This is a genomic window from Achromobacter sp. NCFB-sbj8-Ac1-l (genome assembly GCF_052695805.1).
On the sequence record NZ_CP199812.1, the window covers coordinates 5,685,078 to 5,707,164 of the forward strand.

Consider the following 22,087-nt stretch of genomic DNA (forward strand, 5'->3'; position numbering starts at 1 on the left):
GGCTCGGGATCATAGGGACAAAAGCCGGCTCCGATCCGCCGCCATTTGTGGGGGATTTGTGAAAAATCGTGAAACACCGGTGACGTGGAAGGCGCGTTATCCTGGCGTTGCCTTCCCGTCCGCTGCCTGGCGGATTCGCTGCGCCAACCTCGAAAGGACTTCCACCCCATGGACCCGCTAGAGAAACTCCTGCGTTCGGGCAAGATCCTGCAATCGTTCCCCGGCGCCGACCGCGCCGCCATCCAGGCCTACGAGCACGCCTGGCAAACGCGCTTTTCCGATGGCTACAAGGCGTTCCTGGCGCGCAGCAACGGCCTGCGCTTCGGCTTCGATTTCGACCAGGCCCACCGGGCCGGCGTCTCGCCCGCGCTGGCCGACATGAATACCTTTTTCGGCATCGGCAATGGCGCCCCCCACCTGGACCTGGCGCTGCTGACCCCGAAAATGGGCTTTCACAACCCCGCCTTCCTGCCCTTCGCCCCCGTGCTGGGTTTGGGCGGCGACTTCTGTACCTACGTGGAAATCAGCCAGGGCACGCACCAGGGCCGCATCATGTACACCGATGGCGAGATGGCCTCGGTCTACGAAGACCTGGACATCCGGGGCCAGGATGTCGACGCCCTGGTCGACGGCTTCATTGACGACGGCTGGTTCATGCCCGTCGCTGCGTCGTTCGATGATCTGATCCGGCTGTACGCGAAGATGGCGTGACGGCCGGGAGGCACTCGACAGCCGGCGTGCCCAGACCCTGTCAGCCGCTACGAGGGGCCATGCGAGGCCTCGCGTGCCACCGGCGCCTTGATCAGGAATTCCTTCAGGCTGGCGACCTTGCTCTTCTTGAAGATGCGGTTCTTGTAGGTCACCACCGTGGTGGGCGACAGGCCCAGCGCGCGGCCCACTTCCTTGGCCGTGTGGCCCTGGCGCAGCAGGTTCGCCACCTGGATCTCACGAAACGACAGGTCGGCCGGCCAGGCCGCCACGGGTGCCGGCGCGGCCTCGCGCCGACATAGCTGTTGATGGCGCCGCGCCAGCGCGATCAAGAGCGGCGCGCGGCCGCGCATCAGGTCGGTCACGTCCGCCGAATGCGTGCGCGAAAAATACAGGTTCAGGTAGCTGATGCCTTCGCTGCGCGCGCCGATCAGTGAAATCTTGCTGGCAAAGCCCGGCCGCTCGAACAGCAGGCGGCGGTATTCGGCATCCAGGATGTGCCCCGGCGTGGGCGTCTGGATGATCAGGTCCGGCTGTCCCTCGGGGTGACAGGCCAGGTCGCGCAGCAGCGCGTAGTTGGGATCGCGGCGATAGAACTCATCGTCGACGTAGACGTTGGTGGTCCATTCGATCAGGGACTGGTTCAAGAGGCTGGCGGCCGACGAATACTGCACCGAGCCGTCGTGCCCGTAGAACACGTGGGCCACGTGATCGGCCGCCACCGTTTCGCGCAGGGCCAGCAGCAGCGCGGCATGGAACATCGGCCCGCCCAGGTCCATCACGGCGGATGCCGCCCATTGGTCCGTCCCCCCGGCCGCCGCCAGCGGCGTGCTTGTCTCTTCCATGGTTCTGGGTCCTCGTACGGACGTGTTTTCCCGATTCTAAGGTCAACCCCCGCCTTCCGTGTGTCCTCTTCCGTGAGGACATGACGGGCCCGCGTCGCGCTCCTAGAGTGGGGCAAGAGACAAAACACAAGACGCTAGGGAAAACGATGACAGAGCTTCCCCTCTACCCCTATATCCGGCCCGCCGAGATGGACGGCCCGCGCGCCGAGCCGCATGCCGTCGCCATCGTCGGCGCCGGGCTTTCCGGCCTGACGCTGGCGCTGGACCTGGTGCGCCGCGGCATTGCCGTGGTGGTGCTGGACGACGACAACACCGTCGGCGTGCGCGGCCTGGCCTCGCGCGGCATGGTCTGGGCCCAGCGCACGCTGGATATCTTCGACCGGCTGGGCATGGCCGGCGCGGTGGTCGACAAGGGCGTGCGCTGGAACATCGGCCGCGTGCTGTGCCGCGACAAGGCGGTGGCATCGTTCACGCTACAGGACCAGCCGGACATGCGCCACAACGGCTTCGTGAACCTGCAGCAATACTATCTGGAAGCCTTCCTGGTCGACGCCTTGCAGCGTGAACCGCTGGCCGACCTGCGCTGGTTGAACGCCGTCGTCGGCATCGCCCCCTGCGCCGACGGCCCCGTCACGCTGCGGGTACAGACGCCAGATGGCGCCTATGCCACCCGCGCCCAGTGGGTGGTGGCCTGCGACGGCGCACACAGCGCGGTGCGCGGCCTGCTGGGCCTGCAACCGCGCGTCTACGACCGCACCGAAGACCGCTGGATCATCATCGACATCGTCCTGCGCGGCACCACCTGGCCCGAAGAGCGCTGGACCTGGCTGGACGCCGGCAGCAACCACGGCCGCGCGGTCTGGCGCCACAAGATGGCCGACGACACCTGGCGGCTGGATTTCCAGCTGCGGCCCGACGAGGACGCCGAGGCCGCGGCAACAGAGGCCGGCATGCGCCAACGCGTGCGCGACCTGGTGGGCGAATCGGTCGACTTCGATATCGCCTGGCATGGCGTCTGGGCCTACCGCCACGAATGCCTGGACAGCCTGCGCCACGGCCGCGTGCTGTTCGCGGGCGACTCGGCCCATCTGGTCGCGCCCTTTGGCGCACGCGGCGGCAACGGCGGCATCCAGGATGCGGACAACCTGGGCTGGAAGCTGGCGCTGCTGCTGCAAGGGCAGGCGGATGCGTCGCTGCTGGACAGCTACAGCCACGAGCGCAAGCACGCGGCCATGGAGAACATCCGCCAGGCGCGGCGCTCGTCGCGCTTTGTCTATCCCGGCACGGCCCGGTCGGCCGCGCTGTGGCGCGACGCCATCATCGCGCTCGCACCGCAACACGAGGCCACCGCCCGCCTGATCAATACCGGCCGCCTGTGCATGCCCGCGGTCTATCCCCCTTCGCCGCTGGTGCATGGCACCCATGCCCACGCCGGCCGCGCGCTGCCCAACATCGTGCTGCGGCAGGCCGACGGCCTGTCCCTGCATGCGCTGTTGGGCCCCTGGTTCACGGTGCTGGTATTCGGCGAGGCCCTGCCGCCCGAGGCTGCCGTGGCCACGCACGCCGATGCGCGGGTGCACTGGGTCGCGGTGGGGCCGCTGTGCGATGCGCGGGGCCGCGCCGCCCTGGCGCATCAGCTTGGCCTGGCCCTGGACGGCGCGACCTGGCTGGTGCGACCCGATCAGCACCTCATGGCGGCAGGCGACGCGCAGGCGTTTCCCCCCGCGCAGATCACGACCTGGATCGATGCCGCGCTGGGCCGCGCCGACAGCCCGACGTTCCCCACTGCCCCGGCCCACGGCCTGCGGCATTCTCCCGGAGACTCCCTTCATGCCGCCCTCACAGCAACAGCTTGATGACCTGCTCGAACGCCTGATCGCGTTGACCGACCAGCCCGACCCCGTGGATCAACGCGACAGCCTGGCGCGGCTGTCGCTGCTGCTCATCGAAGCGGTGGACGACGCCGCCCGGGTGCAGTCGGCCGTCGATGAAGTGCTGGCGGCACGCGCCGAACCGCCCCCCCTGCACATCCCCTGACCCACGGAAACGGCGTCAAGACGCCGCATCCCGCCCCGATCCCGCGGCCCACGACGACCTGCTCGCCAGGCCCACTGAAACCCGCATTCCCACCCGATACAGGAACACGATGACCAAGCCCTTTGCCTCCCAGGCCGACGTAGCCGAAAAGAAGACCTCTTTCGTCCGCCTATCCGACAACGCCTACGCCTACCTCGCCGACGGCGACCCCAACTCCGGCGTCATCATCGGCGACGACTGCGTGATGGTGGTCGATGCGACCGCCACGCCGGTCATGGCCCAACCCCTGATCCGCGCGATTCGCGGCGTCACCGACAAGCCCATCCGCCACGTCGCCCTGACCCACTACCACGCCGTGCGCGTGCTGGGCGCGTCCGCCTTTGCCGCCGAAGGCGCCGTCAACACCTTCGCCAGCCGCGGCACCTACGAACTGATCGCCGAGCGCGGCCAGGCCGACATGGACTCCGAGATCGGCCGCTTTCCCCGGTTGTTCCAATCCGCCGAAGGCATCCCCGGGCTGACCTGGCCCACGGTGGTGTTCGAGCGCGAACTGACCGTGAACCTGGGCAACCTGGAAGTGCGCATGATGCATCTGGGCGCCGGCCACACCCGCGGCGATTCGATCGTGTGGATTCCGTCGCAGGGCATCTGTTTTTCCGGCGACCTGGTCGAATTCAATGCCGGCGTCTACACCGGCGACGCCTACCTGGCCGACTGGCCCGCCACGCTGGATGCGCTGCAAGCCTTGCAGCCGCGCCAGCTGGTGCCGGGGCGCGGCCCCGCGCTCACGCAACCCGACGCCTGCCGCGAGGCCATCGGCTACACGAAGCGCTGGGTAGAGACGCTGTACGGCTGCGCCCGCCAGGGCGTCAGCGAAGGCAAGGGCTTGAAGCAAGTCTACGAAGACACCCGCCGCGTGATGGACCCCGAATTCGGCCACGTCGTCATCTACGAACACGCCATTCCCTTTGACATCTCGCGCGCCTTCGACGAAGCCAGCGGCATCGCCGAGCCGCGCGTCTGGACGGCGCAGCGCGACCGCGAAATGTGGGCCGAGCTCACCGCCTGACGCCATCACCACGGAACCCCAACATGAAACTTGCCACCCTGAACCACGGCACCCGCGACGGCCAGTTGGTCGTCGTCGACCGCGCACTCGCCCGCCAGCGCCCCGTGCCGCACATCGCCGCCACCTTGCAGCAAGCCCTGGACGACTGGGCCCGCTGCGCGCCGCGCCTGCAAGCGGAATACGACGACCTGCAAGCCGGCGGCGCCGGCCAGCCGTTCGATGCCGCCCAATGCGCCGCGCCGCTGCCGCGCGCCTACCAGTGGCTGGACGCATCCGCCTACCTCAACCACGTCGACCTGACGCGGCGCGCGCGCGGCGGCGAAATGCCGCCGTCGTTTCGCACCGACCCGCTGATGTACCAGGGCGCCTCTGACGACTTCATGGGCCCCTGCGACCCGATCACCGCCGCCAGCGAAGACCTGGGGGTCGACCTTGAAGCCGAGATCGTAGTGGTCACCGACGACGTGCCGCTGGGCGTGGACGCCGACACGGCGCTGAATCATGTGGTGCTGCTGGGCCTGGTCAACGACGTCACGTTGCGCAACGTGGTGCTGCCGGAATTGAGCAAGGGCTTTGGCTTCCTGCAAGGCAAGCCGGCGTCGGCACTGTCGCCCGTGCTGGTCACCCCCGACGAACTCGCCCCCCATTGGCGGGGTGGCAAGCTGCACCGGCCGATGCAGGTGTGGTTGAACGGCCAACTGCTGGGCCAGCCCCAGGCCGGCGAGGAAATGCAGTTTCATTTCGGCGAGCTGATCGCACATGCGGCACGCACCCGCCGCCTGGGCGCCGGCACCCTCGTGGGCAGCGGCACCATCTCGAACGCCAGCGACGCCGTCGGCGTGTGCTGCCTGGTCGAAGCGCGGGTGCGCGAGCAACTGCGCGAAGGCCAGATGCGCACGCCCTTCCTCAAGCACGGCGACCAGGTGCGCATCGCCATGCAGGACGACGCCGGCCACAGCCTGTTTGGCGACATCGACCAGCAGGTCCGCATTCCCGGCACCCGCCCGCTGCCCAAGGCCCCGGCGCACCAAGCGGTCACCGCCTGAGCCCGCGCCCTGGCAGCCCCCCAAAAGCAAGCGGCCCAGACCGCGCCCCCAAGGAGACATGCATGCAGACAGATCTTTCTGGACAGGGCGCCGTTGCGCCCGCGTCCCTCGCCGACCGCCGGGCGGCCGTCCCCCGGGTCAGCCTCGAAGACCGCAAGGTACTGGCGGCCACGCTGGTCGGCTCGGCCATCGAGTGGTACGACTACTTCATCTACGTCCAGGCCGCGGGCCTGGTGCTGGGCAGCCTGTTCTTCGCTCCCTTTGCCCGCGAGAATCCCGAGCTGTCGCTGATCCTGTCGTTTGCGACCGTCGGCGTGGCCTTTCTGTTCCGGCCGCTGGGCGCCATTGTCTGTGGCCACCTGGGCGACCGCTATGGCCGCAAACGCGTGCTGGCCGCGACGCTCATCCTCATGGGCGTTTCCACCGCGCTGATCGGCGTGTTGCCGACCTACGCCCAGATCGGACTGTGGGCGCCGGTCATCCTGGTCGGGCTGCGCGTGCTGCAGGGCTTCTCGGCCGGCGGCGAATGGGGCGGCGCGGCGCTGATGGCCGTGGAACATGCTCCGGTCGACCGACGGTCTTTGTTCGGTGCCTTCCCGCAGATCGGCGTACCGCTGGGCATGATCGTCGCCACGGGCGCGCTGTGGTGCATCACGGCGCTGGTCGGACCCGATAACTTCATGGCCTGGGGCTGGCGCATCTCGTTCCTGCTGTCCATTGCGCTGATCATCGTGGGCGTGTTCATCCGCCGCGCCGTCGAGGAATCCCCCGTGTTCCTGAAGATGCGGTCCCGGCGCAGCCACTCGTCGGCGCCGCTGGGCACGCTGCTGCGCCGGCATCCGCGCCAGATCGCGCTGACGACCCTGATCTTCGTGGGCAACAGCACGGCCGGCTACCTGCTGGTGGGGTTCTTCATCAGCTACGGCAGCCGCGCGCTGCACATGCCGGCGCAGCAGGTGCTGATGATCTGCACGCTGGCCGCCGCCTGCTGGCTGGGCACCACCCTTCTGGGCGGGTGGCTGGGCGACCGCATCGGCCGCGTCCGCACGTTCCAGGTGGGCTATGTGCTGCTGGCCCTGTGGGCCATTCCGATGTGGTGGCTGATCGAATCGGGCAACCCGGCGCTGTTCACGCTGGCGCTGGCGGTGCTGGCGGTGCCGCTGGGGCTGACCTACGGACCGCAGGCCGCCCTGTATGCCGAGATGTTCCCCGCCGACGTGCGCTATTCCGGCGTGTCGGCCGGCTACGCGCTGGGGTCCATTCTGGGCGGCGCCTTTGCCGCAATGATTGCGCAGGCGATCATCTCTGCCACCGGGCAATCGTGGCGGGTGGGGCTGTACGTCGTCGCGATGGCCGTCATCTCGTTCATCGCCGTGACGCTGGTCAAGGACAGGCCCGGCACGACGCTGCACGCCGACTGACGCCCCATGCCGCCGCACCGCGACGCGAAGGCGCCGCCCCACGTGAAGCGATCGCCCCCCCGTGCGCCGCGCCCGGGCAGCCCCTGTGCACGGCAGACTGCGAGGTCAGGCTTTGCGGGGCTTGAGGGCGTCAGCGCGCGCCGACGTCCGCCTGGGCACGCCCGCCCCCACCAGCGCCATCAGTTCCCGATGGTTGCGCACGCCCAGGTGCTGGAAGGCCCGGTAGCGGTACGTCAACGCGGTCGTGTCCGACACCCCCATCTCGCGCGCCGCTTCCTTGGTCGTCAGGCCTTCCAGCACGTGCGTGACGATCTGCCGCTCGCGGCCCGACAACTGCGCCATGAGGCGCGCCTGCGGGGCATGATCCGCCGGCGAGCGCCGAGTGACCAGCACGTGCCGCATGACCGCCGTGGCGATCAGCGGCGCGTGCAACGCCAGGCGTTCGATGTCTTGCGGCAGGAATTCCGGATACGCCAGATTGCGGTACAGGCTGACCGACACCCGATAGCCGTCGGCGAACACCGCCAGCAACGACAGCCGCTCGCGGATGCCCGGATCGCCATAGCAGACGCGGCGGTAGTGTTCATCCGCCACGTCCTCGGCCTGCTGCAGCCCGATCCACAGCTGTGTCGCCTTGCCCGGCTTGCGCCGCGACAGCCACAGCATATTGGAGTCCTTGCGATCGAACCCCAGCCGCATGTATTGCACGGCGGTCAAGGTGGCCACCTCGCCAATCGCGCTGGCGCTGGACACGGCCTGCACGCGCCCGCTGCTGCGCAGCGCGAACACCGTGCAGTGGCTGGCCGGAAACATGCCGCCCAGCGCGCCCAGCACCCGGGCGGCGAAATCGTCGGCGCCAATCGCGTCCATCAGGGCCGCCGCCACCGCAAACGCGGGAGCGGGCGTGTCCTGCACCACGGGCAGCAATTTCATGACGGGTATTCCTGTCCTAATTAATCAGGACAAATTATCGATTCCAAGTCGCCAGAATATACCCAGAGACAACGCCATAAGAACAGGACATCCGCATGCCGCTCGAACGAATCGGCCCCTTCCGCTATTCACGCTTTGCGCCATCGCTGCCGCCGCGGGATGCAAACGGCACCGACGCCCGCCGCCATCGCGTCATGATTGCCGGCGGCGGCCCCGTCGGCCTGGCCGTCGCGCTGGGCCTGGCCCGGCAAGGCATCGACTGCGTCGTCATCGAGGCCGACGACTCGGTCTGCGAAGGCAGCCGCGCCGCCTGCATCTCGCGCCGCAGCCTGGAGATCATGGACCGGCTGGGCGTGGCCTCCGCTTTCCTCGGCAAGGGGCTGCCCTGGACGCGTGGCCGCAGCTACTACGGCACCGACGAGGTCCTGGTATTTGAGATGCCCACCCGCGCGGACGATCGCTATCCGCCCATGATCAACCTGCAGCAGTACTACATCGAACAGTTCCTGCTGGACGCCATCGATGCCGTCAACCGACAGCATCCGGGCCGCGTCGACATCCGCTGGGCCAGCAAGATCACCGCCTGCGCCCCCGCCGCCGACGGCGTCACCATGCATATCGACAACGCGCTGGGTCGCTACGCGGCACAGGCCGACTGGCTGGTGGCATGCGACGGCGGGCAGAGCTTCATCCGGTCCAGCCTGGGGCTGGAACTGGCGGGCACCGCTTATCAGGGCCGCTACGCCATCGTCGACATCGAACTGGCCAGCCGCCACCCTACCGAGCGCCGCGCCTGGTTCGATCCGCCCTGGGCCCGCGGCACCACCATCCTCATGCACCGCCAGCCCGATGACATCTGGCGCATCGACTTCCAGCTGGCGGGCAGCGTGGACGCCGCCCAGGCCATGCAGCCCGAGCAGATTCAACGCTTCGTGCAGACGCACCTGGACGCCATCGGCGAAGGCCACCTGCCCTGGACGCCGGTCTGGTCGTCCCTCTACCGCGCGGGCGCCATGACCCTGGACCGTTACCGCCATGGCCGCATCCTGTTCGCCGGCAACGCCGCCCACGCCATGCCCATCTTCGGCGTGCGCGGGCTGAATTCCGGTTTCGACGACGCCGACAACCTGGTGTGGAAGCTGGCCGCGGTGCTGCACGGCAAGGGCAGCGACACCCTGCTGGACCGCTACAGCGCCGAACGCCTGCACGCCTTTCACGTCAACGCCGAAAACGCCATGCGCAGCACCGAATTCATGTCGCCGCCCAACCGGGGCTTTGACCTGATGCGCGAGGCCTGCCTGTCGCTGGCCGCGCGCCACCCCGGCATCGCGCGGCTGATCAATCCGCGCCAGACGCATGCCATCACGTATGCCGTAACGCCCGAGTCGGGTGCGACGGCCGATGCGTCGCAACGCACGGATACCCCGCCGCCCGCCACGGCAGCGAACGCGGCCCCTGGCGCGCCTTTGCTCGACGGCCGCCTGCCAGACGGGCGCTACCTGACCGAACGGCTGGCGGCCGGCGGCTTCACCCTTTTCGCATTCGGCCCCTGGCCGCAGGCCGACACCCTTGAAGCGCAGACGCATGCACCCGACTGGCCCTGGCTGCCCTGCCGCGTGGTGACACTGGCGCCGGATGCCAACCTGGCGCGGTGCTTTGGCTTGCCGGAACAGACCTTGGCCCACATGGCCTTCCTGATACGCCCCGATGGCCATCACGGCGCCCATTGGCCATCCCCCGACCTGCCTGACGTACTGACCGCCCTGGCTCGCGCCTGCGGCGCCCAAGGAGCCCCGCAATGACCTACGACGCCGCCGTCCAAGACCGCCTCTACGCCCGCTGCAGCCACGCCATCGCCAGCGCCGGGCGCGAACGCGAATCCCTGTTCCTGGCCCGCCTGGCACTGCTGCTGTTCGAGCAGGTGCAGGACGAACAGCGCTGCCTGCACGCCATCGAGCAGGCGCTGCAAGACCTGCCGCTGCCGTCACTGTCGGCAGGCTGACGCCGCCTGCGCCCACCCGACCGGCACGCTTGTCGGCGTTTTCAGCCCCGATCCCCAAGACAGGCCACCAAGCCTGCCCCGCCCCCCAACGGAGACAACCTTGAACCGAAGAACATTCATGGCCGCGGCCTTGGCGCTCGCCGCCGCACAATGGGCCACTGCCACGCCCGTGCAGGCTCAGCCTGCGTACCCCGACCAGCTCATCAAATGGGTCGTGCCCTATCCCGCAGGCGGCGGCACCGACACCCTGGCCCGCACCTTGGCCGAGAGCATCCGCCCCGGCCTGGGCCAACGCATCATCATCGACAACCGGCCGGGCGCCGCCACCAACATCGGCGCCGAGCAGGTCGCCCACGCCAAGCCCGATGGCTACACCCTGATGTCGGCCGACAACGGCGTGCTGGCCTTCAACGAACACCTCTTCAAGAAGCTGCCCTATCGCCCGGCGGACGATTTCACCTATATCGGCGCCATCGGCAAATTCCCCCTGGTGCTGGTCGCCAGCCCCGCCTTTCCCGTGATCGACTTCGCCCAGTTCCTGGCCTACGTGCGCGCCCGGCCCGGCCAGGTCGACTACGCCTCGGTCGGCAACGGCTCGCCGCATCACCTGGCCATGGCCCTGTTCCAGAGCAAGACCGGCACCACCCTGACCCACGTCCCCTACCGCGGCGCCGCCCCCGCCATGCAGGACGTCATGGGCGGCCAGGTGCCCGTCATGTTCCTGGACCTGGCGTCCGGGCTGCAGATCATCAAATCCGGCAAAGTGCGCCCGCTGGCCATCGGCTCGGCCGCGCGTTCACCGCTGCTGCCCGACGTGCCCACCCTGGCCGAAGTGGGCGTGGCCGACGTCGAGGTCTTTGCCTTCCAGGGCTTGCTGGGACCGCCGGGCCTGCCCGCCCCCATCGTCGCCACGCTGAACCAGGCGCTGAACCAGGCCCTGGCCGACCCCGCCGTGCTGAACCGCTTCACCGAGTTCGGCTTTGAACCGCTGCCCGGCACGCCCGACGCCTTCAAGCGGCTGGCCCGGTCGGAGTCCGCCCGCTGGGGCCAGGTCATCCGCGCCAACAACATCTCACTCGATTGAGGACCGCCATGAACACACCCACCGCCCGCCCCGTCCAGGGCCTGCACCACTTTGCCTGGCGTTGCCGCAACGCCGAAGAAACCCGCCGCTTCTACGAAGACCTGCTGGGCCTGCCGCTGGTGCACGTCATCAAGAACGACCACGTGCCCAGCACCGGCGAATACTGCCCCTACGTGCATATCTTCTTTCGCATGCGCAACGGCGGCTGCATCGCCTTCTTCGACCTGGGCGACGACACCGCGGCCCTGCCGTCCGCCAACACCCCCGCCTGGGTCAACCACATCGCCCTCGCCCTGGCCAGCCGCGACGACCTGCACGCCATGAAGGCACGGCTGCAGGCCCACGGCGTCGACGTGGTCGGCGTCACCGACCACGACGGCTTCATCGAATCGATCTATTTCTTCGACCCCAACGGCTTGCGGCTGGAACTCACCGTCGAAGTCGCCGCCCCGTCCGTCGTCGACGGGTTCGCCCGCGACGCACACAGCCTGCTCGACCGCTGGACCACCCGACAACAGCCCGCCCCCGCCCAACAGGACCGCCCATGACCCACCCCGCCCTGCAACTGCGCCTGGCCACTCGCAAGACCGGCACGCGTGACGGCGAACTGATGCTCGTCAGCCCGGCAGGCGACCGCTGGATGGCCGCAGGCCCCAACGCCCCGACGCTGCAAGCCTTGCTGGACGGCTGGAGCACGCTGGCGCCCGAACTCGACCACCGTCGCGCCGGGCTGGACGCCAGCGCCTGGGCCGCCGCCAGCGCCTTCGACCCGGCCCAATGCATGGCGCCCCTGCCCCGTGCCTACCAATGGGCCGACGCGTCCGTCTACCGCAACCATGCGCGCCTGATCTACCAATGGCGCCAGGAACCCATTCCCCCCCGCTACGAAGACGAACCCCTGGTCTACCAGGGCGGGTCCGACATCCTGCTGGGCCCGCAAGACCCCATCATCGCCACCGACGAAAGCCACCTGATCGACCTGGAAGCCGAAATCGCCGTCATCACCCGTGACGTCCCCCTGGGCACGACCGCCGCGCAGGCGGCCGACCTGATCGCGCTGGTGGTGTTGCTGAACGACGTTTCGCTGCGCGGGCTGATCCCGTCCGAACTGGCCAAGGGCTTTGGCTTCTACCAAAGCAAGCCCGCTACCAGCTTCGCTCCCATTGCCGTCACGCCCGCCGCATTGGGCAGTGCCTGGCACGACAATATGCTGGACCTGCCCGTGCGCATCGAGGTCAACGGCGCCCGCTTCGGCGAACCCAGCGCCAGCAGCGAAGTCGTCTTCAATTTTGCGCAGATCATCGAACACCTGGCCCGCACACGCGGCCTGGTCGCGGGCAGCATCGTTGGCGCCGGCACCATCAGCAACGCCGCCCCGGCCTCAGGCAGCGCCTGCATTACCGAAGCCCGCGTGCGCGCGCAGCTGGATGGCGCCCGCGAAGACCAGCTGCCGCCCTACCTGCGCCACGGCGACCGGGTGCGGATCTTTGCGCGCGGGCCGGATGGCGCCATGCCGTTCGGGGCGATTGATCAGGTAGTGGAAGTGACGGCGCAGTGTCAGGCCGACTTCCCCGTAGACACATCCTCTTGATCATCAAATGCCGATCGCACCGCCTGCACAACGCTCGCCGCTACACGCGCCGAAGCCAGTTGGGGATACTGTTGTTTGAGCTTGCCCGAGACGATCCAGCCATTCTCTTTAATGGATCGGATAATGCGACTTGCGTCTAGGTCGGCCATTTCCACGACCTCCTTCAAGCGCGCTTGGGCAAGCTGAAATTCCACCAAGATTCTGGCCTCGTCAGCCATGTCGACCCGAATCGTCCTGGCGACAACGCCTGCGGTGTACAACACCTGCTCAGTCAGGTCTGGAAACCGCCAGGCGTAGCGCGCGTCGGCGTACTCATCGAACACAAAATTGCTACGCGTGCCGTCCTCGTAAGTGATGAACTTGCCAAATCGATAGGCGGCCGCGTAATGCCGCATGAACGGACGCGAAAACGCCTCAAGGGCTTTTTCGTAGCCCGTACGGAAAGCCAGCGAGCCCGTTATGGTCGCTGAAATTGGAAGTATCACGCCGTCGGGAATCGCCTGATCTCGCGCGAGCGTGTCATTGATCAAGAAGCGATGAATCCGCCCGTTACCATCACGCATGGGATGGATGTAGACGAATCCGAACGCCAGCGCTGCCGCGCGTGCCAGCGATTCGGCTCCTCGCGTAGCAACTTCAAACACCTTAAGACCGGCCAGCATCAAGGCCAAATCCTCGAAAGGTGGCGCGATGTAGTGCACGATATCTTCACGCAATGTCGCCTGGCCTACGAAGACAGGAGAACGCCTGACGCCCAACCCAGGAGCATCCTTTCCCAGAATCCCGGCTTGCAGGGTCTGCAGGCTTTGGACGGCCAAGGCATCGTCGATATGACCGCAATACTGTTCGATCACGTGCGCAAAACGCTGAATGCGATCAGCTTGATCGGCTTCTTTTTCAATCAAGAAGCTTGCACGCGACTCCTTCAACGTCAACCAAGTGGCCGTTCGCATCAGGATGTCGGGACCAAAAACTCGGTCCAATTCGCGTAACGCCGCCTTCAAATCAAACCGTAGTGCCTGTTGGATAGCTTCCGTGCGTCGAACCAAAGGGCAAAACGCCGTGGTGCCGGGAAGATTGTCGTTGACGCGCCACCGTCGGGAACGAAGCGGTGTTGTGCGAGCGAGATATGCCGTTGGTGAAATCGCATTGACGTACGCCCCATTGGCTACGTCAGGAACATCAAGACGCTGCCCAGTAAGCCACTCAAACAGGAAGCCCGCTCGACGCGCGTACTGACCGAAGGGTGCATTTCTGCACCAAGCTTCGACCGGCTCTGGGCCCACGGCTGCAAACAAGCGAGCAAAGAACTCAAGATGAATCTCTTCGTACTTCAGTCCAAATTCAAAATGGCCAGCGAAGTCATCATTGGGCAGGTAGCTGGGCGGGTATTTGTTTTCCAGCAAACCTTCGGCCTGCAAGCTTGCCCGTACGGTACCGATCACGGATTCGATACGTAGCGGTTGCACCGGCGTAATGCCATAGCGTTCAGCGAGAGCCTTGAATCCGACCAGCATGGCAAAAATCCTCTACTTAGCACGCGAAAATGCTAATGATTCGCCAATCCTAACCGAAAACTTTACCCCGTAGCAGCTTCGCCAATAACATTATTGGTAACATTTTTTTGATACCAAAATCATATTTTTAGACGAAAACGCTAATACGCTGATCTATTTCGGTCGTCAGGTCACCCCAGATACTCGACGTTCCCGCACACCGAAATGCTCTGCCCGCTGACCATCGCCCCCTCGTCCGAGCACAGAAACGCCACTTGATTGGCCACGTCCTCGGGCTGCGTCATGCGGCGCAGGGACACCTTGTCCACCAGCCGCATGCGCATTTCTTCATGGCTGACGCCGCCCGCCTCGGCGCGGGCGGCGATGATGCGTTCGACCCGCTCGCCCGCCACCACGCCCGGCAGCACGGAATTGACGCGGATATTGTCGGGCCCCAGCTCCATGGCCCAGGTCTGCGTCAGCCCCGCCAGGCCGAACTTGGTGGCGCTGTAGGGCGTGCGCAGCGAGAATCCCAGTCGCCCCGCCACCGACGAGATATTGACGATGGCGCCGCCCCCCGCTTCCCGCAGCAACGGCACCGCGCTGCGGGCGCACAGGAACGTGCCGGTCAGGTTCACATCCAGCGTCTTCTGCCAGGCATCCAGCCCAATCTCTTCCAGGCGGCAGGTCGGGCCAGCCACGCCCGCGTTGTTCACCAGCGCATCCAGCCGGCCCCAGCGCCGGGCCAGGTCCGCGAACATGGCCCGCACCTCGGCTTCGCGCGACACGTCCGTCACGCTGGCGCTCAGGCTCGGCGACAGCGCGGCCGCCGCCTTCACGGCCGCCTCGTCCACGTCGCAGATATGCACGTCTGCGCCCGCCGCCAGGAATTTCTTCGCGATCGCCAGGCCGATGCCCTGCGCCCCCGCCGTCACCAGGACCCGCTTGCCCTTCAAGGATTCACTCATGTTGTTCTGCCGGTAAAAGAATAAAAACCGGCGCGATCATCGATCGCGCCGCCTGCCTGCAATAACGCCCGCTGCGTCAGCAGGCGAACTGGGGCCGCACGCCACCGCGGCGCGGCAAGCCCATGATCTCGCGCGCTTCGGCCGGCGTAGCCGGTTCCATGTCCATCTCGCGAATGATGCGCACGATGCGTTCCACCAGCTGCACATTGGTGGCCAGCTCGCCATGGCGGTAATACAGATTGTCTTCCAGCCCCACGCGCGCGTGCCCGCCCAGCAGCAACGCACTGATATTGGCTTCCAGCTGCGACGGCCCGATGCCGCTCACGCAGAACACACTGTCCTTGGGCAGCATGTCGACCATCATCTGCAAATAGCGCGGCGAGAACGGCATCGCGTTCTGGAAATTGCGGTGCACGTTCATCACCAGGTTCACGAAGGGCGGCCCGTCGTCCAGCCCTTCGTTGATCAGCGTGGTCGTGTCCTGCAGGATGTGCGTCGGGCTGAAGACCTCCCATTCGGGCTTGATGCCACGCGCCTTCATGCCCGCCGCCAGCTCGCGGGCCTTGGTCAGCGGCGTGTTCATCAGGTATTCGTGGTCGCCGAAAGCCAGATTCAGCGTCGTCGCATCCAGCGTGCACATCTCGGCACCGGCATCCATGCCCTTGAGCCGCTCTTCCCACACGATTTCCCACATGCCCGGATAGCTTTCCCGCACCATGTCGCCATGCACGCCGCCGCCCGTCGAATTGTTCAGCACGATATCGCAGCGGTCGCGAATGCGCTGGTTCATGTCCAGGTAGATGCCCGCGTCGCACGTCGCCTGGTCGTCCGGGCGGCGCGCATGCAGCGCCACCACACTGGCGCCCGCGTTGTAGCAACGGTAGACGTCGTCGGCAATCTCGGCCGGTTGGGTCGGCAGATGCGGGTTCTGGGTCTTGAAGGCCATGCCCCCCGTCGGGGCAATGGTCACGATCACTTTGCGTTTCGCCATGAAGTTTCTCTTTCAAGCTGGATTGGCCGGCGCCGCTCACTTCCACAGTGCGCAGCGCGTCTCGGCCTTCTTGGTAAAGGCCTCGTTGCCGTCGATGGTCTGCACCACGTCGAAGTAGTCCCACGGTTCCTTGGACTGCTCCGGCGTCTTCACTTGCAGCAGGTACATGTCGTGCACCACCCGGCCATCAGGGCGCACCACACCGTCCTTGATGTACAGGTCGTTCAGCTTGGTCTCACGCAGATAGGCCAGCACGCGGTCCGCGTCATCCGTGCCCGTGGCCTTGACCGCACGCAGGTATTGCAGCGCCGCCGAGTAATCGGCCGCCTGCAACGACGACGGCATTGCCTTGCGGGCCTGGAAGAACTTCTGGCTCCACGCGCGAGTCTCTTCCGACGCGTTCCAGTACCAGCTGTCGGTCAGGTACATGCCCTGCGTGGCCTGCAGGCCCATCGCATGGATGTCGTTGATGAACATGATCAGCCCGGCCAGGCGCATCGTCTTGGTGAGGCCGAACTCATTCGCCGCCTTGATCGCATTGGTGGCGTCGGCCCCGGCGTTCGCCAGCGCCAGGATCTCGGCCTTGCTGCTTTGCGCCTGCAACAGAAACGACGAGAAATCCGCCGACGACAGCGGGTGCTTCACCGACCCCACCACCGTGCCGCCGCCCGCTTCCACCACTTTCGTCGTATCCGCCTGCAACGCATGCCCAAAGGCGTAGTCGGCCGTCAGGAAATACCACTTCTTGCCGCCCGCCTTCACCACCGCCGCCCCCGTGCCGCGCGCCAGCGCAACCGTGTCGTAGGCATAGTTCAGCGTATAGGGCGTGCATTGTTCGTTCGTCAGCGCCGGGGCGCCTGCCCCCACCACGATGATCGGCTTCTTCTTGTCGGCCGCCACCTTCGACATCGCCAGCGCCGTGCTGGAATTGGTGCCGCCGATCAGCATGTCCAGGCCCTTCTGGTCGAACCACTCGCGCGCCTTGGCCGACGCCACGTCCGCCTTGTTCTGGTGGTCTGCCACCAGCAGTTCGATCTTCTTGCCGTGGATCTCGCCGCCCATCTCCTGGATGGCCATCTTGATGGCTTCCACCCCGCCCGGACCGTCCGGCCCGGAATACACGCCCGACAGGTCCGTAATGAAGCCGATCCGGATCACATCGTCGGAATACTGGGCCTGCGCGACCGGGGCATTCAGCAGCGAGACCACGGCCCCGCAGGCGACGGCAGCACGGCAGACCGCCTGTTGCATTGACAACATCGTTATCTCCTCTTATGGTTTTTGGGCTCTTGGGGCCAAGAGCCTGTCACGACTGCGCCTCGCGCGTTGATACGCGTTCATTGCGTGCGCAGGCGACTTTGCGTGTTGACAGGCCCTGGCCTATTCTGCGTCCCGCCCGGGATGCGAACAGTCATCACGGTGACAGAGCGCCCTAGGGTTTACCTGAGCGATATCGCACTGCAAAAAGGAATGGATATGCGTGGATCGCCCGCCGGCAGCGCCAACGCGCATGCCAATGCCAACGAGTCGCCCGCCGCCAGGCGCCGCCCCGCGACCTGCCCCGTCGATCGCATGCTGGACGTGGTGCCCTGGTACAAGAGCCTGCCCGCGCTGGAACGCAGCGTGGTCCGGTCCGAACTGCGCACCGTGTCGCTGGCCGCCGGCGAATACCTGTTCCGCTCGGGTTCGCGCTCGCCCGGCTGGTATGGCGTGGTGGCCGGCCTGGTGAAATGGTCGTCCCGCGGCCCCGACGGCCGGTCCCTGTCGCTGGCCGGCTTCAGCACAGGCAGCTGGTTCGGCGAAGCCACCATGATCCGCCGCGAGCAATTTGAATACGAAGTCGTCGCCCTGCGCCCCAGCCAGATCGTCATCCTGCCGCGCGACACCTGCGAACGCCTGTGGAACAACAACATCGAATTCACCAAGGTGCTGATGATGCACCTGGCGCAACGGGTCAATTGGCTGATGGCCTGCTACACGGGCAACGTGCTGCTGGACGTGGATACGACGGTGGCCCGCGCGGTGGCTGCGCAATGCGATGCGGAACAGCATTCGGGGTTCGATGGGCGATTGAAGATATCGCAGGAAGAGATCGCGGCCTTGTGCGGAGTGTCACGGCAACGCTGCAACGCCACGTTGACTATGCTGGCACGCGAGGGGGTGCTGCGGACCCACTATGGCGGGTTGACGGTGCTGGATACCGACGCGCTATATCGCTTAGCGAAAATCAGTCGAAAGCCCGCTGCGGGTTGAGGCGCTTCGGACTAGGATTCGCTTCAGGGCTTGCGTGCCTTCTGTCGCCTTGGGCCTTGTCGACCGGACTAACGCCGTTAGGTCGAATCTCCGGCGGCATAGGGCGGCAAAAATATTTCACATTAGCAACCGCCAACCCATATAATCACTCTCCAGGGAACCTTTAAATGCCGTTAAACGCCCCTATGGAGCTTTTAAATGGAATCCCCCCTCCCATTGCCAGTCGAACGCGCCATCCAGAAACTCGGCAACGACATTTCGCTGGCCCGCAGGCGGCGCCACATATCCCAGGCTTCGCTAGCCGAACGCATGGGCGCATCCCTATCAACGGTGCGCCGCATGGAGAAGGGTGACGCCCGCGTGCCTATCCACTTCTACGCCCGCGCCCTACATGTCTTCGGCGAGATCCACGCGCTTGAGCACCTGCTGGACACACCGAACGACGAGATTGGACTCACACTGATGGACGAGCACCTGCCCAAGCGCGTGCGTAGCAAGTCCGGCGGCTCGTCGGGAGCATTGTGATGGCGACCATTGCACCGATCCGTCGACACGTCCAACTCTGTATCGGCACAGCTGGCCTGCCGCTAGGCTCGCTCGTATACGTCCAGCAAGGCCGGCGTGAGAATTGTGCCTTTGCCTACGACGAAACGTGGCTGGCCAGCCCTGCACGGTTCAACGTATCAGCGGACCTGCAGTTAGTGCATGGCCACCAACCCCATAAGGCGGCCTCGCCTCATGACTCCGTCTTTCATGGTGCGCTAGCGGATACCGTCCCCGACGCCTGGGGTCGCCGCGTTATCGCGCGCGATCATGCCAAACGCCGCCGAGCGGATCCGAAGCTACCGGCTCTCACCGAGTTGGACTATCTGCTTGCCGTCGATGACTTCAGCCGCGTTGGCGCGCTACGTCTGCGCGATTCCGATGGAGTCTGGCATCGAACAGCGCCAGAAGGTCGGCGTACCACCCCACCATTGATTGAGCTCGAGCACATCTATCAAGCAAGCCGTGCCGTCGAGCGCGGGCAAGAAACGGCCGAAGACTTGCGCTACCTACAGGGCAAAGGCACCTCGCTTGGCGGCATGCGTCCAAAATGCACAATCATTGACGAAGACGGCTGGCTCGCCATCGGCAAGTTTCCCAGCGTCAACGATATTCGCAGCGTTACACGCGGCGAAGTCCTGGCGCTGACGTTGGCTCGGCTGGCGGGAATCGACGCCGCGCCCGCGCGCATCGCCCTCCTGGCCGATGCGCCGATAGCCGTCATTCGAAGATTTGACCGCGACAGCAGTAATGGCCGCATTCCCTATCAATCCGCAGCCTCGTTGTTGCAGGCCTCGCGCGAGGAAGACCGTAGTTACACGGAAATTGCAGATGCCATCCGCTCCCACGGTCAAGCCCCCACTCGGGATTTGCACGAACTCTGGCGCCGTTTGGTGTTCAACCTATTGATCACCAATGTGGACGATCACCTTCAGAATCACGGCTTTCTGCACGTAGAACATGGACAATGGCGCCTTGCACCCGCCTTTGACATCAACCCGTTTCCCGATAAAGAGCGGGAGTCCAAGACTTGGCTATCCGAGGCAGACGGCCCCATCACCGATATGCATATGCTGCTCGCCCGCGCGCCCTATTTCGCACTGGACAAGACCCAAGCGCTGGCCGTGCTGGCCGAGGTCTACACAGCGGTCATGAGCTGGCGACAAGTCGCTCTTGGAAAGGAAGTCGGACTGCGCTCGAACGAGCTGGATGACTTCGCAGCGGCGTTCGAACATGAGCAAATGGACGCCACGGCAGCCCTGCTCAAAGGTTAGACTCACCCACGAAAATGTAGTCTGACGCCGCACCGTTTCCGAAAATCAGAATCTTCCAATTCCCTACCTGCAGAATAGCCAACCAGACTACATTTCCTATGCTGTGAATGAACGGTTGATGACTCATCACCATGCCTTCATTGCACTCCAGCATGCACGAGCCCCTCGTGTTCAAAATGATAAACATAGAAATGTAAAAGACGCAGAACGCTAGGATGGCCGCACCCAACGCCACTGTAAGCCATCGATACGATCCAGCCTCGGTGAAGAGATAGATCCGGCAGCCGCCAAGGATTGCAGCGGCACAGATGCCGACAATCAAGAACAGAGATGTGGCTGGAAAGACCTGCGGAACCAAATAGACGTAGATACCCGCCACGAACACGACTGCCCCAACCACTATCCCGACCAAATGCAGGACTAGGCCACCCATTGATTCCTCCTTCCGACTAGTGCGCATTGCGAAACCAAACGGCGAATGCCAGCAGGCATGCAAGCATGGCCGCCATGGCAACACAACCAAGTAGTTCGGACTTATCGCAGCCACTCGACAACGAGCAGCAGCAACTCATTGAGATTGCCCGGGCCACAGTATCCGGAAAACTCACTTCCGGTCGCTCTCACCACTACCCAGTCTTCCCCATTGCGCTCCACATTCATCTTGAAGCATTGCTTCCCCGATGAACCGCTCACTCTCACCTTCCAGCCTGGGTTATCTATATTGGTAATCTCTATACCGCAAGAGTGCTCCCAAGTTTCGTCGCATTGCGAGGCGTACCAATTTTGAAGAGCATCAACCACGCTATCTGTCCGCATTCTCTTGTCAACGCTCTCTAAATCTGGTAGCCGACCATATGGCGCGACACGGTTAGAACTTCCGATACATCAAATACGCTTCCTGCGGATCCATCCCGCCAAGGATTGCCTTGCGAACCAGGTTCTCCTTGCCCATGGCCGCTTCCGCCAGTTGCAACACCCGATCAAGATGCGCGCGCGGAATGCGCACCACGCCATCCCCATCGCCAAACAGGTAATCGCCAGGACATATCTTGACCTCACCGATGGTCACCGGCACGTCGAAGGCATACGGCAACCAATAGCCCACCACGTCGCGAGGCGTGTAATAGCGGTGCCATACCTGAAAACCAATATCCAGGATGGATTGGGAATCACGCACGCCGCCATCAGCGATCACGCCGCGCACACCCTTGTACTTGAGCGTTTCGGCAGACAGTTCGCCCATGTGCGCAACCGTCGAATCATTGGGCTGTATCACCACCACGTGTCCCGGCCTCGCCTTGGACAGCAGACCCGTCCAGCCCAGCAAGGTGTCATGTCCATCGGCTGTGCGATCGACACGCCCCGCAACGGTAAAGGCCGGGCCAGCCAGCTTTTGACCGGGGACCAACGGACGCAGTGTCGAAGGCAGCGTGAAATTGCGCAGCCCTTCGGCCCGCATGACATCGTGAAGAATCCCTGAATAGCATTTATCCAGGCGGTCCAGGTAGGCGGCTTGTTGCTGTTCGGTGTCTCTGTCCGGCTTGCTCATCATTGTCTCCTTGGGTGGCTATGGCATGCACGGTCGTACGTCGTTGCGCAGGGAGTCTTCCGCCTCGCATGCCGACGCGGGATCACCCTGCGTGATAACCCCGAAGCCGGCATCGGCTGGACTTCCCGCGCCAAGCGGCGCGCGGCCAAGCAGAAATTGGATGATTTCTAAAACGAGTTGGCGGGAAAGCCTTGGACGATCCGCGCCGATCAGAAAGCGTCATGGAGGGAATGTCCGGACAGCCCCGCGAACGACTGGTGCGATGGCAAGACTGCGG

The 22,087-nt window shown here is 65.2% G+C and carries 23 protein-coding genes; 14 read left to right on the forward strand and 9 right to left on the reverse strand.

The window, feature by feature from the left end; all coding sequences use genetic code 11:
- Positions 1-168 precede the first annotated feature (168 nt).
- Positions 169-711 carry an SMI1/KNR4 family protein gene (locus ACUDP5_RS26070; RefSeq protein WP_445657579.1) on the forward strand — a complete coding sequence of 181 codons (543 nt, stop codon included), beginning with the start codon at positions 169-171 and terminating at the stop codon, positions 709-711.
- A gap of 47 nt (positions 712-758) precedes the next feature.
- Here the strand turns inward: ACUDP5_RS26070 and ACUDP5_RS26075 are convergent, their stop codons facing one another.
- Complete coding sequence (locus ACUDP5_RS26075; protein WP_445657580.1) at positions 759-1,553, reverse strand: helix-turn-helix transcriptional regulator; 795 nt, start codon at positions 1,551-1,553, stop codon at positions 759-761.
- A 146-nt stretch (positions 1,554-1,699) separates the two neighbouring features.
- Between ACUDP5_RS26075 and ACUDP5_RS26080 the strand changes: the two genes are divergently transcribed.
- From ACUDP5_RS26080 to ACUDP5_RS26100, 5 genes are all read left to right on the forward strand, one after another.
- The gene (locus ACUDP5_RS26080) at positions 1,700-3,409 is read left to right on the forward strand and encodes an FAD-dependent monooxygenase (RefSeq protein WP_445657581.1); all 1,710 of its coding nucleotides are present in this window, start codon (positions 1,700-1,702) and stop codon (positions 3,407-3,409) included.
- Positions 3,384-3,590 carry a DUF2783 domain-containing protein gene (locus ACUDP5_RS26085; RefSeq protein ID WP_263909432.1) on the forward strand — a complete coding sequence of 69 codons (207 nt, stop codon included), beginning with the start codon at positions 3,384-3,386 and terminating at the stop codon, positions 3,588-3,590. Before ACUDP5_RS26080 ends, ACUDP5_RS26085 begins: the two co-directional genes overlap by 26 nt.
- 109 nt (positions 3,591-3,699) lie before the next feature.
- Complete coding sequence (locus ACUDP5_RS26090) at positions 3,700-4,659, forward strand: MBL fold metallo-hydrolase (RefSeq protein WP_263909430.1); 960 nt, start codon at positions 3,700-3,702, stop codon at positions 4,657-4,659.
- Positions 4,660-4,682: 23 nt separating this feature from the next.
- Entirely contained in the window at positions 4,683-5,705 is a 1,023-nt protein-coding gene (locus tag ACUDP5_RS26095; protein WP_445657582.1) for a fumarylacetoacetate hydrolase family protein, read from the forward strand.
- Positions 5,706-5,767: 62 nt separating this feature from the next.
- Positions 5,768-7,126, forward strand: a complete 1,359-nt coding sequence (locus ACUDP5_RS26100) for an MFS transporter (protein ID WP_263909426.1) — start codon at positions 5,768-5,770, stop codon at positions 7,124-7,126.
- Between the two features lie 105 nt (positions 7,127-7,231).
- Here the strand turns inward: ACUDP5_RS26100 and ACUDP5_RS26105 are convergent, their stop codons facing one another.
- Positions 7,232-8,059, reverse strand: a complete 828-nt coding sequence (locus ACUDP5_RS26105) for a helix-turn-helix transcriptional regulator (RefSeq protein WP_445657583.1) — start codon at positions 8,057-8,059, stop codon at positions 7,232-7,234.
- Between the two features lie 95 nt (positions 8,060-8,154).
- Here ACUDP5_RS26105 and ACUDP5_RS26110 point away from each other — a divergent pair, with 95 nt between their 5' ends.
- The 5 genes from ACUDP5_RS26110 (at position 8,155) to ACUDP5_RS26130 (ending at position 12,736) form a co-directional block, all read left to right on the forward strand.
- A complete protein-coding gene (locus ACUDP5_RS26110) occupies positions 8,155-9,861 on the forward strand; it encodes an FAD-dependent monooxygenase (protein ID WP_445657584.1) in 1,707 nt (568 codons plus the stop codon).
- A complete protein-coding gene (locus ACUDP5_RS26115) occupies positions 9,858-10,061 on the forward strand; it encodes a hypothetical protein (protein WP_263909420.1) in 204 nt (67 codons plus the stop codon). Before ACUDP5_RS26110 ends, ACUDP5_RS26115 begins: the two co-directional genes overlap by 4 nt.
- 100 nt (positions 10,062-10,161) lie before the next feature.
- Positions 10,162-11,145, forward strand: a complete 984-nt coding sequence (locus ACUDP5_RS26120; protein WP_445657585.1) for a Bug family tripartite tricarboxylate transporter substrate binding protein — start codon at positions 10,162-10,164, stop codon at positions 11,143-11,145.
- 8 nt (positions 11,146-11,153) lie between these two features.
- Positions 11,154-11,693, forward strand: a complete 540-nt coding sequence (locus ACUDP5_RS26125; protein WP_263909416.1) for a VOC family protein — start codon at positions 11,154-11,156, stop codon at positions 11,691-11,693.
- Positions 11,690-12,736, forward strand: a complete 1,047-nt coding sequence (locus ACUDP5_RS26130) for a fumarylacetoacetate hydrolase family protein (RefSeq protein ID WP_445657586.1) — start codon at positions 11,690-11,692, stop codon at positions 12,734-12,736. The genes ACUDP5_RS26125 and ACUDP5_RS26130 overlap by 4 nt, the downstream gene beginning before the upstream one ends.
- Here the strand turns inward: ACUDP5_RS26130 and ACUDP5_RS26135 are convergent.
- The 4 genes from ACUDP5_RS26135 to ACUDP5_RS26150 all read right to left on the reverse strand — a co-directional run bounded on the left by ACUDP5_RS26135 (position 12,703) and on the right by ACUDP5_RS26150 (position 17,451).
- Complete coding sequence (locus ACUDP5_RS26135; protein WP_445657587.1) at positions 12,703-14,253, reverse strand: Fic family protein; 1,551 nt, start codon at positions 14,251-14,253, stop codon at positions 12,703-12,705. The two genes, ACUDP5_RS26130 and ACUDP5_RS26135, sit on opposite strands and share 34 nt — an antisense overlap.
- A 170-nt stretch (positions 14,254-14,423) precedes the next feature.
- Positions 14,424-15,200, reverse strand: a complete 777-nt coding sequence (locus ACUDP5_RS26140) for an SDR family oxidoreductase (RefSeq protein ID WP_445657588.1) — start codon at positions 15,198-15,200, stop codon at positions 14,424-14,426.
- Between the two features lie 76 nt (positions 15,201-15,276).
- The gene (locus ACUDP5_RS26145; RefSeq protein WP_445657589.1) at positions 15,277-16,191 is read right to left on the reverse strand and encodes a 3-keto-5-aminohexanoate cleavage protein; all 915 of its coding nucleotides are present in this window, start codon (positions 16,189-16,191) and stop codon (positions 15,277-15,279) included.
- Between the two features lie 36 nt (positions 16,192-16,227).
- Positions 16,228-17,451: an ABC transporter substrate-binding protein gene (locus tag ACUDP5_RS26150; RefSeq protein WP_445657590.1), complete on the reverse strand. Its 1,224-nt coding sequence runs from the start codon at positions 17,449-17,451 to the stop codon at positions 16,228-16,230.
- A gap of 216 nt (positions 17,452-17,667) precedes the next feature.
- Between ACUDP5_RS26150 and ACUDP5_RS26155 the strand changes: the two genes are divergently transcribed.
- The 3 genes from ACUDP5_RS26155 to ACUDP5_RS26165 all read left to right on the forward strand — a co-directional run bounded on the left by ACUDP5_RS26155 (position 17,668) and on the right by ACUDP5_RS26165 (position 20,261).
- On the forward strand, positions 17,668-18,444 hold the full coding sequence (locus ACUDP5_RS26155; protein ID WP_445657591.1) for a Crp/Fnr family transcriptional regulator: 777 nt from the start codon (positions 17,668-17,670) through the stop codon (positions 18,442-18,444).
- A 198-nt stretch (positions 18,445-18,642) separates the two neighbouring features.
- Entirely contained in the window at positions 18,643-18,969 is a 327-nt protein-coding gene (locus tag ACUDP5_RS26160; RefSeq protein ID WP_263909404.1) for a helix-turn-helix transcriptional regulator, read from the forward strand.
- The gene (locus tag ACUDP5_RS26165) at positions 18,969-20,261 is read left to right on the forward strand and encodes a type II toxin-antitoxin system HipA family toxin (RefSeq protein ID WP_445657592.1); all 1,293 of its coding nucleotides are present in this window, start codon (positions 18,969-18,971) and stop codon (positions 20,259-20,261) included. Before ACUDP5_RS26160 ends, ACUDP5_RS26165 begins: the two co-directional genes overlap by 1 nt.
- On the opposite strand, the gene ACUDP5_RS26170 is transcribed toward ACUDP5_RS26165, so the two are convergent.
- The 3 genes from ACUDP5_RS26170 to ACUDP5_RS26180 all read right to left on the reverse strand — a co-directional run bounded on the left by ACUDP5_RS26170 (position 20,251) and on the right by ACUDP5_RS26180 (position 21,810).
- Positions 20,251-20,694, reverse strand: a complete 444-nt coding sequence (locus tag ACUDP5_RS26170) for a hypothetical protein (protein ID WP_445657593.1) — start codon at positions 20,692-20,694, stop codon at positions 20,251-20,253. The two genes, ACUDP5_RS26165 and ACUDP5_RS26170, sit on opposite strands and share 11 nt — an antisense overlap.
- 101 nt (positions 20,695-20,795) lie before the next feature.
- A complete protein-coding gene (locus ACUDP5_RS26175; protein WP_445657594.1) occupies positions 20,796-21,077 on the reverse strand; it encodes an Imm53 family immunity protein in 282 nt (93 codons plus the stop codon).
- Between the two features lie 52 nt (positions 21,078-21,129).
- Complete coding sequence (locus ACUDP5_RS26180) at positions 21,130-21,810, reverse strand: RraA family protein (protein WP_445657595.1); 681 nt, start codon at positions 21,808-21,810, stop codon at positions 21,130-21,132.
- Between the last annotated feature and the right edge of the window lie 277 nt (positions 21,811-22,087).